Source organism: Lentzea albida, assembly GCF_900111005.1.
Taxonomy (GTDB): Bacteria; Actinomycetota; Actinomycetes; order Mycobacteriales; family Pseudonocardiaceae; genus Lentzea; species Lentzea albida.
In genome coordinates this window covers 526,544-541,118 of sequence record NZ_FOFV01000002.1, presented here as the reverse complement: position 1 = coordinate 541,118, position 14,575 = coordinate 526,544, and the positions used below count along the sequence as shown (strand labels likewise).

Sequence of the window (14,575 nt, the reverse complement as noted above, 5' to 3'; positions counted from 1 at the left end):
TCGTCGTGCCGCATCAACCGATCGGTTACGCCGACAAGAGACTTTGGGCGGACGCGTCCCCCTTCCGCCACTGCCACGCTGGGTGGCGGAAGGGGGACGATTCCATGCTCAAGACCACCGCGCTGCTCACGGCAGCGCTGACAGTGCTGACCGCAGGACCCGCCACCGCGCACGCGAACGGTGACTGGTCCGGCTGGGCGAAGGACCTCGCCGGGTCGCGGCACCAGGCCGCGGAATGGCGGATCAACGCGGGCAACGCCTCGAAGCTGAAGCTGAAGTGGGCGTTCGCCTACCCCAAGGGCGACTACAACGGCGTCCGCAGCCAGCCGGCCGTCGTGGGGGACACCGTCTACTTCGGGGGGCCCGACGGGAAGTTCTACGCCCGTGACGCGCGCACCGGCCGGGCCAGGTGGGAGTTCGCGCTCCCGCAGGCCACCCGGTACGCGTTCAACTCCGACGGCCCGGTCGTGGCCGACGGCAAGGTGTTCTTCGGTGACAGCGCGAGCAGGTTCTTCGCGCTCGACCAGCGCACCGGGCGCCAGAAGTGGCAGGTGCAGCTCGACACCGGCATCGCGTCGATGACCACCAGCTCGCCGATCGTCCACAACGGACTGGTGTACGTCGGCACGTCCAGCGCCGAGAACGTGCTGCCGAACACGCACGACTGCTGCACGTTCCGCGGCCACATCGACGCGTTCGACATCGACACCGGAGCGTTGGTGTGGCGCCACCACACGGTGCCGGAACCGGTCCAGGTGGGCACGTGGCCCAACGGCGCCAAGCGGTTCGAGCCGTCCGGCGTCGGCGTGTGGAGCTCGCCGGTGATCGACCGCAGGACCGGCACGCTCTACGTCGGCACGGGCCAGAACTACACGGGCAAGGGCGGTGAGTTCGACTCGCTGCTCGCACTGGACGCCCGCACCGGCGCGGTGAGGTGGACCAACCAGGTCACCGACGCCGACACGTGGCGCGACGCGTGCAACCAGCCCGACGCCGAGGGCTACTGCCCGGGTCTCAAGGACGGCACCAACCTCGACTACGACATCGGTGCCACGCCGAACCTGTTCAGCGTGAACGGCAGGCAGCTCGTCGGTGTGGGGCAGAAGTCCGGTGTGTACCACGTGTTCGACGCCTCGACGGGGCAGGTCGTGTGGCGTCGCCAGCTCGGTGTGCCGCTGCCCAGCGGCGGCATCTCGGGCATCCAGTGGGGGTCGAGCTACGACGGCAAGCGGCTCTACATCGCGACCTACTACGCCGATCCCGGCAAGCTGTTCGCGGTGGATCCCGCCACCGGCACCGTGTTGTGGGAGACGCCGGCACCCGCTGACGGCTGCACCACGGGCGGTGCGGCGGGCCAGCCCGGTTGTTACCAGGCGCACGGCCTGCCGGTGTCCAGCTCACCCGGTGTGGTGTGGCTCGGCGCGCTCGACGGCAAGTTCCGGGCGTACGACGCCAGGACCGGCCGGATCATCTGGACCTACGACACCATCCAGGACGTGCGCGGTGTCAACGGACTCACCGGTCGTGGTGGTGTGCTGGCCGGTCCCGGTGCGGGAGCGGTGATCTCGGACGGCATGGTGTACGTGCAGTCGGGCTACAACTCGGCGTTCCAGAACCCGCACGGCCACGTGCTCCTAGCGTTCGGCCTCTAGTTTCGCGCGCACGCGGTCGGCCGGAAGTCCCGCCCGCGTGCGCAGTTCTACGGCCTTCTGCCAGGCCTGACGAGCCTGCTCGGCGGCACCCGCGGCAGCGTGGGCGTCGCCGAGCTGTTCGTGCGCACCGGCTTCGAGCGGCAGGTCGCCCGCCCGCCGGAACATCTCGGAGGAGCGGGTGAACGCCTCGGCCGCCTTCGCGTGGTCGCCCAGCCCGAGGTGGCCGGTGCCGAGGTTGTCCCACGCCTCGGCCTGGCCGACCAGGTGGTCCATCGCCCGCCACATCCGCATCGCGCGTTCCGCGTACTCGACGGCCTGCGCGTACTCGCCCAGTTTCCCGTGGCCCCAGGCGAGTCCGGTCAACGCGTTGGCCTGCCCGTGCTCGTCGCCGCACTCCTCGAACAACGCGAGCCCGCGCCGCGTGTGCTCCAGCGCCTCGCCGATCCGGTCGTCCGGGCACAGCATCGCGATGTTGAGCAGCACCTCTGCCTGGCCCGCCGGGTCGCCCCCGTACAGTTCGAACGCCCGGCGCAGCGCCGTGGCGGACTCGTCCGGCCTGCCCGCGCGGCTCAGGCTGCGGCCGAGGTTGATCAGCGTGCGCCCGAACGCGTCGGTGTCGCCGAGCCGTTCCACCGCGGCGGCCGCGAGTTGTTGCGACGTCAGGAGATCGCGGTAGCGGGCCTGGCGGTCGAGCGCGTCGGCGAGGCACCAGCCCATGAGCCACGTCTGCACCGGCGTGCCGCGGGGCAGGGCCGCCATCAGCGTCGGGTGCTCGGTCATGAGCCACGCCAGCGCTTCCTCCTGCGTGCCGAACCGCCCGACCACGACACCCGGCGCCGGGTCCGGGGTCGTCGGGCGGTGGCGGTTCGGCGTGTAGACCACACCGGCCTCCACGCCCGTCAGCGCGAGGTGGTCGAGCAACCGGTGCAGCGCCTCGTCCCGTTCACCGTCCTGGGCCAGTTCCGCCGCGTAGTCGCGCAGCAGGTCGTGGCAGGTGAAGCGGCCCGGCTCGGGTTCGTCGACCAGGTTCGCCCTGGCCAGTTCCCCGAGCAGCGCGCGGGCCTCGCCGACGTCGAGCCCGGCCAGGGAGGCGGCACCGGCGAGGCCGATGTCCGGGCCCGGCATCAGACCGAGCAACCGGAAGAGCCGCAGCGCCGCCGGGCTCAACGCCTTGCAGGAGTGGGAGAACACCGAACGCAGGTCGGCGGTGACGTCATCGTCGTCGGCGAACGCGTCGAGGTCGGCCAGTTCGTCCGCCAGCGCCGCCAGGGGGAACTCCGGCTGCGTCGCCGCCCTCGCCCCGGCCACCGCGAGGGCCAGCGGGAGGCGGGCGCAGCGGCGCACCACGGTGTCGACCGCGTCCGGTTCGGCCCGCGCGCGGTCGTGCCCGATGCGGGCGGCCAGCAGTTCGCGGGCGTCGTCGGGCGGCAGCAGTCCCAACGGCAGCGCGTGGGCGTGTGCGGGTTTCAGCGCCGTGCGGCTCGTGATCACCACGTGGGTGCTGGGCGTGCGGGGCAGCAACGGTTCGATCTGGTCGGTGTCCGTGGCGTTGTCCAGCAGCATGAGGACCCGCTTGTCCGCCAACGCGTCGCGCAGCAACGCCGACTGCCCGGCGAGGTCGTGCGGCACCTGGGCGCGCGGCACGTCGAGCGCGGCCAGGAACCTCAGCACCGCGTCGCCGGGGCTCACCGCCGCGCCGCTCGGGCCGAACCCGTGCAGGTTCACGTAGAGCTGGCCGTCGGGGAACCGTTCCGCCGCGCGGTGCGCCCAGTGCACGGCGAGCGAGGTCTTGCCGACGCCCCCGGTGCCGGTGATCACCACGACCCCGGTCGGCGCCTGGTCGAGCTCTGCGAGCTCCAGCGCCCTGCCGGTGAACGGCTTGGGTGCCGCGGGCAACTGGCGCGGTGCCGAGGCGGCCTGCAGGCGCCGGTGCAGGGCCGTGAGGTGCCGCGACGGTTCGGCGCCCAGCTCCTCGGCGAGCCGGGCGCGCACGACCTCGAAGTGCCGCAACGCTTCCGCCGTGCGCCCGCTGCCGTGCAACGCCTCGATCAGCTGGGCGGCGACCCGTTCGTCCAGCGGCCTTTCGGCGGCCAGCGCACGCAGTTCGGGCACCAGCGCCGTGTGCTCGCCCCCGGCCAGCCGCGCGTCGACGTGGCCGAGCCGGGCGGCGAGCAGTTCGCCCGCGAAGTCCGCGCGCCTCTGCCGCGCCCACGGTGTGTCCAGAGTGGACAGGAGCTCGTCGTGCGCCAGTTCCAGCGCTTCCGCCGTCCTCCCGGTGCGCACCAGGTGCCGGAAGAGGTGCAGGTCGATCTCCAGCGGGTCGACCCGCACCACGTATCCGCCGCCGTCGCGTTCGATCAGGCCCGGCAACGTCTGCCGCAACCGCGTCAGCCACGTCTGGATCATCGCGCGGGCCCGCGGCGGGGGCGCGTCGCCGAGCACCCGCTCGACCAGTTCCTCGGCGCTCACCACCTGGCCCGCGTCGGCGAGCAGCACACCCAGCAGGGCGCCCGGCCGGGTGGGACCGAAGTCGGTCGTGCGGTCGCCCGCCCGCGCCGAGACCCCGCCGAAGACCGTGAAGCGCACGGTGATCACCGTAGTCGCTCCCGCGGTGGCCTCACAAAAGAAAAGCGTCTCGCAGTTCCCGGACCATCAGCTCCGGCACCTCCAGCGCCGCGAAGTGACCTCCGCGCGGCATCTCCGTCCACCGCGCGATGGTGTGGTTGCGCTCGGCCATCCGCCGGATCGGCACGCCCACGTCGTGCGGGAACACCGCCACCGACGTCGGTGTGGCGGAGTGCGGTTCCAGCTCGCCCCACGTCTCGTCGCCCTCCTGGTAGTAGCGCGCCGACGAACCCGCCGTCCTGGTGAACCAGAACAGCGAGGCGTTCGTCAGCAGCGCGTCGAGGGGTACCCCGATCTCCGGGTCGCTCCACGTGTGGAACGCCCACTCGATCCACTCCAGCTGCGCGACCGGCGAGTCCGTGAGCGCGTGGGCGACCGACTGCGGCCGCGTGCTCTGCATCGCCACGTAACCGAACTGCTCGAACTCGTACCGGTAAGCCTTTTCCGCCGACCGCCGCTCGGCTTCGACGCCCAGGTCGGCCGCCTCCTCGGTGACGCCCGCGGAGAAGATCTGGTTGAGGTGGACGGCCCTGACCTCGTCGCGCAGGCCGAGCTCGCGGGTGAGCTTGGCGCCGTAGTCGAAGCCGTGCGCGACATAGCGGTCGTAGCCGAGGCGTGTCATCAGTTCGGCGAACATCTCGGCGACGCGCGGGATGGTCCAGCCGAGCTCCTCCGTGGGGCCGGGGAGGCCGAAGCCCGGCACCGACGGGATCACGAGGTGGAAGTCGCGGCTGAGCGGCTCGATCATCTGCTCGAACGCGAAGCACGTCGTCGGCCAGCCGTGGGTGAGCAGCAGCGGCTCGGCGTTCCTGTTCGGGCTGGTGACGTGCAGGAAGTGCAGTTCCCGGCCGTGGATCTCCGTGGTGAACTGCGGGATCTTGTTGAGCTGTCGTTCCTTCTCGCGCCAGTCGAAGTCGCGCCACTGCCCCACGAGCTCCTGGAGACGCGGCTGGGGTGTGCCCTGGGCCCAGCCCGCGCCCTCGGGATCGTTCGGCCAGCGGGTCTGGTCCAGGCGGCGGTGCAGGTCGTCGAGGTCGGCCTGCGGGATGTTGATCTCGAACGGCTTCATGCTCGAGACGCTATTCGGGCTGTAGGACAGTTATGGTCCTACAGTGTCCTCGGCTCGTTTGCTCAAGTTGCTCGGTCTGTTGCAGTCGCGCCGTGAGTGGTCCGGCGCGGAACTCGCGGAACGGCTGGGAGTCACCACACGCACGGTCCGGCGTGACGTCGACCGGCTTCGCACGCTCGATTACCCGGTGCACGCGTCGATGGGCACGTCTGGTGGTGGGTACCGGCTCGGGTCGGGCGCGCAGCTTCCGCCGTTGCTGCTGGACGACGACGAGGCGGTGGCCGTGGCCGTGGGGCTGCGCACCGCCAGTGGCATCGAGAACATCGGTGAGACGGCCGTGCGCGCGCTGCTGAAGGTCGAGCAGGTGCTGCCTTCCGCTCTCCGGCACCGGGTCGCCGCGGTGGAGTTCGCGACGGTGCCGCACACGTCGTCCGGTCCCGTCCTGGACGCGGAGGTGCTGACGGCGGTCGGCACGGCCTGCCGCGACCGGCAGCGGCTCCGGTTCGGCTACGTCGGCCACGCGGGGGAGGAGTCGCTGCGCGAGGTCGAGCCGCACCGGCTCGTGACGTGGGGCCGGCGGTGGTACCTGGTCGCCTGGGACGTGCGACGGGAGGACTGGCGGACATTTCGACTCGATCGGATGAGCGTGCGGACCCCGTTCGGTGCGCGCTTCACACCGCGTGAGATCCCGGGCGGCGACGCGGGGGCGTTCGTGGCGGCACGGGTGGCCGATCGGTGGCCCGTGCAGGGTGTCGTGCGACTGAGCGTGCCCGCTTCCGACGCCCTGGACTGGCAGAGCTATGGCGAGGTCTCGGCTGTGGACGAAAACTCGTGCCACGTGCGGGTCGGCGGCGAGACGATGGACGACGTGGTGTTCATGCTCGCGAGCATCACGGTCGAGTTCGAGGTCGTCTCCCCGCCGGAGCTGTCCGCGGCCCTGCTCCAGGCGGCGGAGCGGTTTCGCCGGGCGGCGAAGTTCTAGAGAACTTCTCAGGGTCCTGACAGCAGACTCCTAGCCGCAGCAGGCTCACTGGAGGTCAGGAGGTCCGCCATGCTGATCGAGCACACCATGCCACTGGGCACCGCGCTCACCGTGACCCACGCGTCGGACCGTGGACCACGCACGCACAATGCAGACGCATATGCCGTCGGCCGCCGCACCTTCGTGATAGCCGACGGCGTGGGCGACACCGCTGCCGCCGCTGAAGCCGCCTGGGCCGCCGCCCGCGCCGCCGCGCTGCTGGTCGACCCGGTCGCCGCCGTCCTGGCGGCCAGGGACGCGCTGCAGGTGCACTCCGGCGACGCCGTGATCGCGGTCGCGGTGGCCCGCCCCGGCGGCGGCTTCGACGTCGCGTGGGCGGGCGACGCACGCGCGTACGCGTCCGACGGCTCGGACCTCGTGCAACTCACGACCGACCACACGGTCGCCGAGTACCTCCGCTCACGCGGGATCGTGGCCCAGCCGCGCATGGAGCACGTCGTCACGAACACGGTGCGCCTCGCGACTGTCGAGACCATCGGCCGTGCGTCCACGCGTGCCGGTTGCGTTGCCCTCGTGTCAGACGGCGTCTACGGCCCGTTGGGACACGACGGCATCGAGGCGATCATGTCCGGCCACGCCACAGCACAGCGTTTGGTGCGTGCGGCCATGTACGCGCACGGCACCGACAACGCGACAGCCCTCGTGGTCAGCTGACCTTCTTGCCCTTGCCGCGCTTCTTCTTGCTCGCCTCGACGCTGCGCTGCAGGGCCTCCATGAGGTCCACGACCCCGGTCGCCTCCGCGGGCTCGTCCTCGACCTTGACCTTGCTGCCCTTCTGCTTGGCCTTGATCAGCTCGTTCACGCGCTCGGTGTAGGTGTCGCGGTAGTCCTTCGGCCGCCAGTCGTCGGCCATCGACTCGACCAGCGACACCGCCATGTCGAGCTCCTTGCCGCGCGGCGCCCGCCCCTCCGGTGTCACGTCCAGCACGTCCTGGGGCTTGCGGATCTCGTCGGCGAAGAACAGCGTGTGCACGGCGAGGACGCCCTTGTCCTCGGTGAGCGCCGTCAAGTACTGCTTGCCGCGCATGACGAACAGGGCGATGCCGGCCCGGTTCGTCTTCTTCATCGCCTGGGCCAGCAGGAGGTACGGGCGGGAGAACTCGGGCTTCCTCGGCCCCAGCCAGTACGTCTTCTGGAAGTGCACCGGGTCGATCTCGCCGATGTCGACGAACGCCTCGATGTCGAGCGTCCGGCTGCGGCCCGGCGCGATCTCGTCCAGCTCCTCGGGCTCCACGATCACGTACTCGCCGTTGTCGACCTCGTGGCCCTTGACGATCTTGTCGTAGGGGACCTCGCGACCGGTGCGCTCGTTGACGCGCTTGTAGCGGATGCGGTCGGAGGTGCCGCGCTGGAACTGGTTGAAGTGCACGGTGTGGTCCTCGGTGGCGCTGTACAGCTCCACCGGGATGGTCACCAGCCCGAAACTGATCGAACCGCTCCAGATCGCCCTCGCCATGCAGGACACGTACCCCGTTCGGCGCAACCGCAAACGGCGGGTACGGTCGCGGCGTGAGAGTCGTCGTGCTGTCCGACACCCACGCGCCGCGCTTCTGGAAGCGGTGCCCACCGGCCGTGGCCGAGCACCTGCGGTCGGCGGACCTGATCCTGCACGGCGGAGACGTCTGCGTGGCCCCCGTGCTGGACGAGCTGGCGCAGTACGCGCCCGTCATCGCCGTGTGCGGCAACAACGACGGGCCCGACGTGGTCGCGTGGGGCGCACCGGAGGTCGTCGAGTCCGAGATCGAGGGGCTGCCGTTCGCGATGATCCACGACAGCGGCCAGAAGACCGGTCGCATGACGAGGATGCGCCGCCGGTTCCCGGACGCGCGGCTGATCGTGTTCGGCCACTCGCACATCCCGTGGGACGAGCAGGAGGACGGGGTGCGGGTGTTCAACCCCGGCTCGCCCACCGACAAGCGCCGTCAGCCGCAGGGCACGCTCGGGTTGCTCGACGTGGCCGACGGCGAGGTGCTCGACGCGCGCATCGTGCCCGTCACCTGAGCCCATTCCGCGAGCCTGGGGCCCAGCAGCTCGTAGACCCGCGGGTCGAAGCCCATGCCCGTGTGCGTGCTGTGCACCTCGACGCACTCGGCGCTCGGGTCCTGGCACAGCTGCCACGGCACGACGCCGTCCGAGCGCGAGAAGATCGAGATCGCGGGCATCCGCAGCGGTTCGGTGAGGTCCTTGACGTGCTCGTCGTAGCAGGGGCCGCGCAGGCAGTCGACGTCGAGCAGGCCCGGCACGCCCGCGGCGGCGAGACGGGTGAGGAAGTGGGCTATGCGCATGACGTTCGGGTGCGCGCCCATCGGGTCGAGCACGGGACTGCCCATCATCACCAGGCCGCACACCAGGTCGGGGCGCCGGGCGGCGGCGAGACGGGCAACGCCGCCGCCACGGCTCTGGCCGAGCAGCACCACCGGACGACCGGTGCGCTCGGCGAGTTCTCCGGTGTTGCGCAGGAGCTTCACCAGCAGGTCACCCGTGCAGCCCACGGTGAACCCGACTCCGGCGCTGGCCGTCACGAAGCCGCGTGCGCGCAGCCACCGGGCGGCCGGCAGCAGGCTCACGTCGCCCGCTCCGAAGCCGGGCGCGAGGACCACACCGAGGCCCCTGCCCATGCCGGGATCGGCGTTCCGCCACACGGGGTGCCGCAGCAACCGCGGCACGGTCCACAGCGCACTCACGCTGCTTTCCCGTGCGGCCGAACGCAATCCGTCGAACATGCCATCGGGTTGCCGGGTGTCCTCCGGTTAAACCCGCGTCAGGTCACCACCACGCTCTGGAGCGACGCGTGCCCCGGCCGCCACCCGGTCGACACCGCCACGTACCGGCCGGTCGGCGTGGAACCGTAGGTGCTGCCGTCCGGGCTGTAGGTGACGGTGTGCGGCGGTGGCCGGCCGTGCGTCCACTTGAGACTCACATCGGCGATGTCGTGCGCGGCACCGAGGTCGACGACCATGCGGCCGTCGTGACCCGGTGTCCACGCGGTGCGCGGGGAGCCGTCCACCGCGGCCGCCGGGTCGCTCATCCCGGGTGGCAGGACGGAGTTCGGGAACGTGACGCGGCCCAGCGCGAGGTCGTTGATCGGGAACGGCGTGGCCGGCGGCATGGTCACGGTGCGTTCGGCCCTGGCCAGCACGACCGGGAGCGACCGGCCGTCGCGGTGGGTCAGCACGAACGCGGCCGGACCACCGCGGAAGGTGACGCGCTGCGCGTCGTGGACGACGGCGGTGATGCCCGGCGGGATGCCCTTCGCGGTGAACCACGGTGCTTCGACGCGGGCGGTCGCGGCGGGCAGGGACAGCGCGTACTCGGTGCCGTCACGGGTGGTGACCTGCGTGCCGCGGTAGAGACGGCTCCCGCGCAGGCGGACGGGTCCGGTGACGTCGTCGGCGGACAGGTTGAACAGGCTCAGGAACCCGTCCGCGGTGCTCGCTCGGACGTGGGGAGGGCAGTCCGGTGCCGGTTCCGCCGCGATCCTGCGCAGGTCGGCCCGCACGTACCCCTCGACGAGCCCGGCCGGCACGGTGATCGTGTCGCCCTGCACGGTGAACGGCTCGGCGGACCGCGAGACGAACCCCGCGCGGCCGTCGACGTCGAGCCAGCCCGGTGTGCTGAGGTCCGGACGCGGGTAGGCGGCCGCCGTCGTCCACGTCGTGCCGTCCGCCGAGGTCTCGATCCGGTAGGCGCCCGCGGCCGCTGTCTCCCAGCGCAGACGCACGCGCTGCACGGTCGTGGCGGTGCCGAGGTCGACGGCGATCCAGCTGTCCGCGCGGCCGCGTTCGGCACGGGCGACCGCCCAGCGCGTGGCCGGATCACCGTCCGTGGCCTTGCCGGGTTCGTAACCGGGGTCGAACGACGACGCCGTGGTCGCCACGGGCTTCGTCCCGGTCTCGAAGTCGAACAGCGAGTACCCGTACGTCGCGTGCGGCGTGACACCGACCATGCGGACGTGCCGGGCCGTCGTCGCGGGGAACGTGATCTCGTCGACCCGGAAGCCTTCACGCGCCTGGACCGTGACGCGGCCGGCCGATCCCGTGTACGTGCGGGATCCCGTGAGTCCGGGCATCCCGGCCATCGCGAGGTTGTGCACGTCGACCCGGCCGGGACGGGGGAGCGCGCACACGACCGTGCCGGTGGGCAGGGTGGCGGTGCCGGCGAACCCGTCCGCGAACCGCAGCAGGCTCGCCGTGGCGTCGAAACCGTCCCGGACCTGCTGGTAGGCCACGGTGTTGCGGCCGAGCACGGGGAGCGGCGGCAACAGCATCGGGGTCGATCCGCTGATCTTGAACAGCCAGTCGTCGTGCGCGGGCTGCCACGCGAGCTTCGTGAAGCCCGGCTTCGTCACCGTGCCCGCCCAGGCGGCCGCGGACTGGTGGGTCAGCAGGCCCGGATCGGCGCCGTGGTCGATCGTGATCGCGGCACGGCTGAAGAACTCCTGCTCCGGCACGGGTGTCGCGGGCGGGCGCAGCTCGTGCAGCAGGTAGCTGATCGCCAGTTCCGCGCGGGCCTCCGGCTCGTACTTGGCCTCACCGGAGAACTTCGCGAGCCGGTGGACCGGCGGGTGCGCCTGGTAGGCGAGCAGCCGGGACGCGAGCGCGGCCTCGGCGCGGGCGGCCATCGGGTCCTGCAGGACGGTGGAGCGGAAGGCGAGCGGGATGACGTCACGGCCGTAGAGGTGCTCGCGGTCGTTCACCATCGGCATCAACGGCTCGCCGGCGTCGCTCATCGTGGCGAGGATGGTGCGCCACAACAGCTCCCCGTTGGGCTGCTGGGTGAGCACCTCGGGCAGCGGCCGTCCGGCGAGCAGGAAGTGCACGGCGTTGCGACCGGAGGTGCGCCAGAGTTCCTCCTGGTAGTGCGGGCCGAACGAGCCGTGGTTCTCGACGATGAACGTGTCGTGCAGGTTCGTGGCCGTGTTGGCCGAGATCGGCACGCCGTCCACAGTGGAGGGATTGGCGAGGTCGGCGGCGGGCAGGCCCGCCTCGTTGCGGCTCCAGCGGCCGAACGCCTCGCGCCAGCCCGGTCCGTCGCCGTGCCAGGCCAGTCCGGGCGCGAGCGCCTGCGCGTAGACGCCCATCTCCTCCAGCTTGGTGTCACCGCGGTGGCCGCCGGTGAGACCGTTCGGGGTCCAGCTGCCCGAGCGCGGGTCGTTCGCCGTGCCGAGGGACGTCGTGTACTCGGCCTGGCCGCGCGCGATCGCCTCGACGTTCGCGCGGGTCCGCGCGTCCAGGTCGGGCCAGAGCAGGCGGGCGGCCAGCACGAAGTAGGACTGGAACGTGGTGTCCCAGAACAACGTCTTGCCCCACTCCGTGCCGCCCGCCAGCACGTTGCTCGCCGCGAAGTGCTTGATCGTGGCGAGGGTGTGCTCCTTCAGCGCGTCCTTCTCGACTCCTGCGAGGGAGGCGTCGTAGCCGCCTCTCGTGAGAAGGACGGCGTTGCCGAGCACGACCGCGAAGCCGAAGTCCGTGCGCCGGTACCGTCCGGCTGTCGCGTCGTACTGCGTCTCGGCCCACCTCGTGTGCCTGAGCAACACCTCGTAGTAGGTGTCCTTCAGTTGTGCCACCGACACTTTCGGCGCGAGGGCGAGCACACCGGTGGCGGCCAGGAACGTCCTGCGGTTGATCAGCATGTCAGCGCGGCCTCCGCCCAGTCGGCGTGGTCGAAGTTGCGGCCGTCGCCGCCGTCGGTGACGCGGAGGCTGAGCATCCGGACGTCCGCGACGTCGACGTCGATCGGCACCGCCGCGCCCTTGGTCCGGACGACACCGCTGTCGTACAACGGTTTTTCGTCACCGAACACCTGGAACACGACCGAGCCCGTCTCGGTGGTCTCGTCGTCGAGGCCGATCTTCGCGCTGAACCGCTCGCAGCCCCTGCCGAGGTAGACCGAGATCTCGGACGGCGCGTGCGTGCCGAGGCCCTTGGCGTAGGTGGTGCCGCCGATGGACAGCGCCTGGCCGTCACCGCCGGTGTTCTCGCCGTTGGACCTGTCCCGCTCGACCGGGCCCCAGCCGTTGGTCTCGCTCATGAACGGCAGGTCGCTGACCTGTGCGCCGTTCGACGGCGTGGGAGGGGGCACGAACGCCTTGACCGCCTGCTCGACGTGCACGTCACCGAAGGTGGCGACGACCGGCACGTCCACCGGGCCGACCTTCCCGCCCGCGGTGAGCCGCCAGCGGCCGTTGATCGACTCGCCCGGCGCGAGCCTGGTGCGGGTGATCGCCGGACCCGTGGCGGACCAGCCCTCGGGTGCGGTCGCCGTCAGCCGGACGTCGCGGATCTCCTTGTCGCCGTTGGTGAACGTGCCGGTGACCTCGATGCTCGAACCCGCCGGGGTGTCGGTCGTCCCGGTCGGCGTGACGGTCAGCGTGGTCTTCGGGACCTGGCGGACCGGCTGGTCGCACGTCTGCAGACCCGGCCGGTAGCGGCAGATCAGTGTGGCGAAGCCGCCGTTGCGCCCGGCCGGCACCGCGAGGGTGTCGGTGTTGCGCAGCACCTGCCGGTCGCGGACGACGTCGGCCCTGGTGGCGGGGTCGCGGACGGTCTCGACCAGCCACTGCCCGCCGCCGAGGAAGCCCAGCGGTGCCTGGAGAGTGCGCTCCTGGGTCGCGATGCCACCGACGAACCACCGGTCGCCGTTGCGGCGCGCGACCACGGCGTGCGAGTCGGGGTCGCCGTCGAGCAGGCGGGTCTCGTCCCACACCGTCGGGAGCTGGTTCAGGTAGCGCAACGCCTGCGGGTGCCGTTCGTAGGCCTCGGGTTTGTCGGCGAAGTGCGTCCAGCCCGACTCGTACACGACCGGCAGCGCCACCTCGTGCGCGATCGACGCCTCCTTCGTGCCGACCTCGAGCGACACGGGCGTGTAGTCCATGGAGCCGGCGACGTTGCGGGTGAAGAACTGCACGGGGTTGTTGGCGGCGGGCGGGTAGTTCTCGGCGCCGCGCACCGCCTCCATCGTGAGCACGTGCGGCCAGGTGCGTGCGAGGCCGTGCGGGATCGTGGAACCGTGGAAGTTGACCATCAGCTTCAGGTCGGCCGTCTTCTGCAACACCGCGTCGTACCAGCGGTAGCGGTCCTGCGAGTCGGACTCCATGAAGTCGAGCTTCACGCCCTTGGCGCCCCACTGCTTCACCCTGGGCAGCACGGTGTCGCGCTCTTGCTGCGTGTCGAGGTCGGTCCAGTGCATCCACAGCAGGATCTCCACGCCCTGCGCGCGGGCGTACCGGATGAGCTCGGGCACCCAGGCGGCGCTCCAGCCCTCGTCGACCAGCGAGTACTGCCAGCCGTTGCGGGCCGCGAAGTCGACGTACTGCTTCTGCCGCGCGAAGTCGCTCGGGCTGGAGTGCTCGCTCAGCCACGACCACGCGACCTTGCCGGGCCTGATCCAGCTCGTGTCGGTGAACTTCGCCGGGCTCGCCAGGTCGTCCACGAGCGTGGAGGTGCTGACGGTGGCGAGGTCACCGACGATCGCGGTGCGCCACGGCGTCGTACCGGTCGACGCCACCTGCGGGTCGGCGAGGACGACGCGGAAACCGTCGCCTTCCCGGCGCAACCGGCTGCCCGCGTACCGGCCGTCCACATCGGACTCGGTGAGCAACGCGAAGTCCTGGCCGGTCTGGAAGAGCGACGGGTAGCCGAAGTCGCCGGTGGCCTCCCCGGCGGTCGTGCGCACGCGGTTGGCCTCGTACCAGGCGTTGTAGGGCAGCAGCCACGCCTTCGCGTCGGCGGGGACGCGGAAGGTGGACGCCTCGCCGGTGACGGTCGCGGGTCCGGGCAACACGTACCGGTAGGCGACGCCGTCCGCCGAGACGCGCACGACCAGGTCGAAGCCGCCCGAGGCGGTGCGGAACCCGAACCTGGTCTCCGTCATCCGGGCCGAGCGCTGCAGCCGCTTGCCCGTCGTCATCGTGTAGCGCTCGTGGACAACGCGGTCAGCGCGCCCGGTGAACTGCAGGTCCTTGGTGAGGTCCGCGGTGCTCGTCGTGAGGCCGAGCGCGGCGGGGTGGAGCACCGTTCTGCCTTGGCGGTGGACGGCGAGTGTGAGGTTTCCGCTGCTCAAAGCCAGTTCCGCGGTGACCTGGCCTGGACCTCGGACGGTCCAGCCGGCCGGTGCGGCGACGGCGGGCGCGGCGGGCAACAGCAGGGCGAGCACGAGGACGAGCAGTCGTGACATCGTTGTCAGCTC

Annotated in this window: 9 protein-coding genes and 1 pseudogene; 4 read left to right on the top strand and 6 right to left on the bottom strand. The window is 71.4% G+C overall.

Annotation, left to right across the window (positions count from 1 at the left end; all coding sequences use genetic code 11):
- The first annotated feature begins 104 nt into the window (after positions 1 to 104).
- The gene (locus tag BMY74_RS07915; protein ID WP_089911881.1) at positions 105 to 1,652 is read left to right on the top strand and encodes an outer membrane protein assembly factor BamB family protein; all 1,548 of its coding nucleotides are present in this window, start codon (positions 105 to 107) and stop codon (positions 1,650 to 1,652) included.
- Here BMY74_RS07915 and BMY74_RS07910 read toward each other — a convergent pair.
- Both BMY74_RS07910 and BMY74_RS07905 read right to left on the bottom strand, forming a co-directional pair.
- Positions 1,635 to 4,238 (bottom strand): AfsR/SARP family transcriptional regulator, encoded by a 2,604-nt coding sequence (locus BMY74_RS07910; protein ID WP_177229626.1) that lies wholly within the window; start codon positions 4,236 to 4,238, stop codon positions 1,635 to 1,637. The genes BMY74_RS07915 and BMY74_RS07910 overlap by 18 nt on opposite strands.
- A 31-nt stretch (positions 4,239 to 4,269) precedes the next feature.
- Positions 4,270 to 5,346 carry an epoxide hydrolase family protein gene (locus BMY74_RS07905; RefSeq protein WP_089911874.1) on the bottom strand — a complete coding sequence of 359 codons (1,077 nt, stop codon included), beginning with the start codon at positions 5,344 to 5,346 and terminating at the stop codon, positions 4,270 to 4,272.
- Positions 5,347 to 5,389: 43 nt separating this feature from the next.
- Here BMY74_RS07905 and BMY74_RS07900 point away from each other — a divergent pair, with 43 nt between their 5' ends.
- Together BMY74_RS07900 and BMY74_RS07895 are read left to right on the top strand one after the other, a co-directional pair.
- Entirely contained in the window at positions 5,390 to 6,328 is a 939-nt protein-coding gene (locus BMY74_RS07900) for a helix-turn-helix transcriptional regulator (RefSeq protein ID WP_089911871.1), read from the top strand.
- A 69-nt stretch (positions 6,329 to 6,397) separates the two neighbouring features.
- A complete protein-coding gene (locus BMY74_RS07895; RefSeq protein WP_245785969.1) occupies positions 6,398 to 7,042 on the top strand; it encodes a PP2C family protein-serine/threonine phosphatase in 645 nt (214 codons plus the stop codon).
- Position 7,043: 1 nt separating this feature from the next.
- Here the strand turns inward: BMY74_RS07895 and ku are convergent.
- Positions 7,044 to 7,844: pseudogene (ku, locus tag BMY74_RS07890) on the bottom strand (non-homologous end joining protein Ku); the annotation flags it as partial.
- Positions 7,845 to 7,897: 53 nt separating this feature from the next.
- Between ku and BMY74_RS07885 the strand changes: the two are divergent.
- Entirely contained in the window at positions 7,898 to 8,389 is a 492-nt protein-coding gene (locus BMY74_RS07885) for a metallophosphoesterase family protein (RefSeq protein WP_089911865.1), read from the top strand.
- On the opposite strand, the gene BMY74_RS07880 is transcribed toward BMY74_RS07885, so the two are convergent.
- The 3 genes from BMY74_RS07880 to BMY74_RS07870 form a co-directional block, all read right to left on the bottom strand.
- A complete protein-coding gene (locus BMY74_RS07880) occupies positions 8,311 to 9,072 on the bottom strand; it encodes an alpha/beta hydrolase (protein ID WP_342716640.1) in 762 nt (253 codons plus the stop codon). The genes BMY74_RS07885 and BMY74_RS07880 overlap by 79 nt on opposite strands.
- A gap of 77 nt (positions 9,073 to 9,149) precedes the next feature.
- Positions 9,150 to 12,020, bottom strand: a complete 2,871-nt coding sequence (locus tag BMY74_RS07875) for a discoidin domain-containing protein (RefSeq protein ID WP_089911863.1) — start codon at positions 12,018 to 12,020, stop codon at positions 9,150 to 9,152.
- Positions 12,014 to 14,563 carry an NPCBM/NEW2 domain-containing protein gene (locus tag BMY74_RS07870; protein ID WP_089911860.1) on the bottom strand — a complete coding sequence of 850 codons (2,550 nt, stop codon included), beginning with the start codon at positions 14,561 to 14,563 and terminating at the stop codon, positions 12,014 to 12,016. The genes BMY74_RS07875 and BMY74_RS07870 overlap by 7 nt, the downstream gene beginning before the upstream one ends.
- Positions 14,564 to 14,575 lie beyond the last annotated feature (12 nt).

Excerpts from the sequence above, each read along its gene's own strand:
- BMY74_RS07895 (WP_245785969.1), top strand. The coding sequence starts at position 6,398 with ATGCTGATCGAGCACACCATGCCACTGGGCACCGCGCTCACCGTGACC.
- BMY74_RS07870 (WP_089911860.1), bottom strand. The coding sequence starts at position 14,563 with ATGTCACGACTGCTCGTCCTCGTGCTCGCCCTGCTGTTGCCCGCCGCG.
- BMY74_RS07915 (WP_089911881.1), top strand. The coding sequence starts at position 105 with ATGCTCAAGACCACCGCGCTGCTCACGGCAGCGCTGACAGTGCTGACC.
- BMY74_RS07905 (WP_089911874.1), bottom strand. The coding sequence starts at position 5,346 with ATGAAGCCGTTCGAGATCAACATCCCGCAGGCCGACCTCGACGACCTG.
- BMY74_RS07875 (WP_089911863.1), bottom strand. The coding sequence starts at position 12,020 with ATGCTGATCAACCGCAGGACGTTCCTGGCCGCCACCGGTGTGCTCGCC.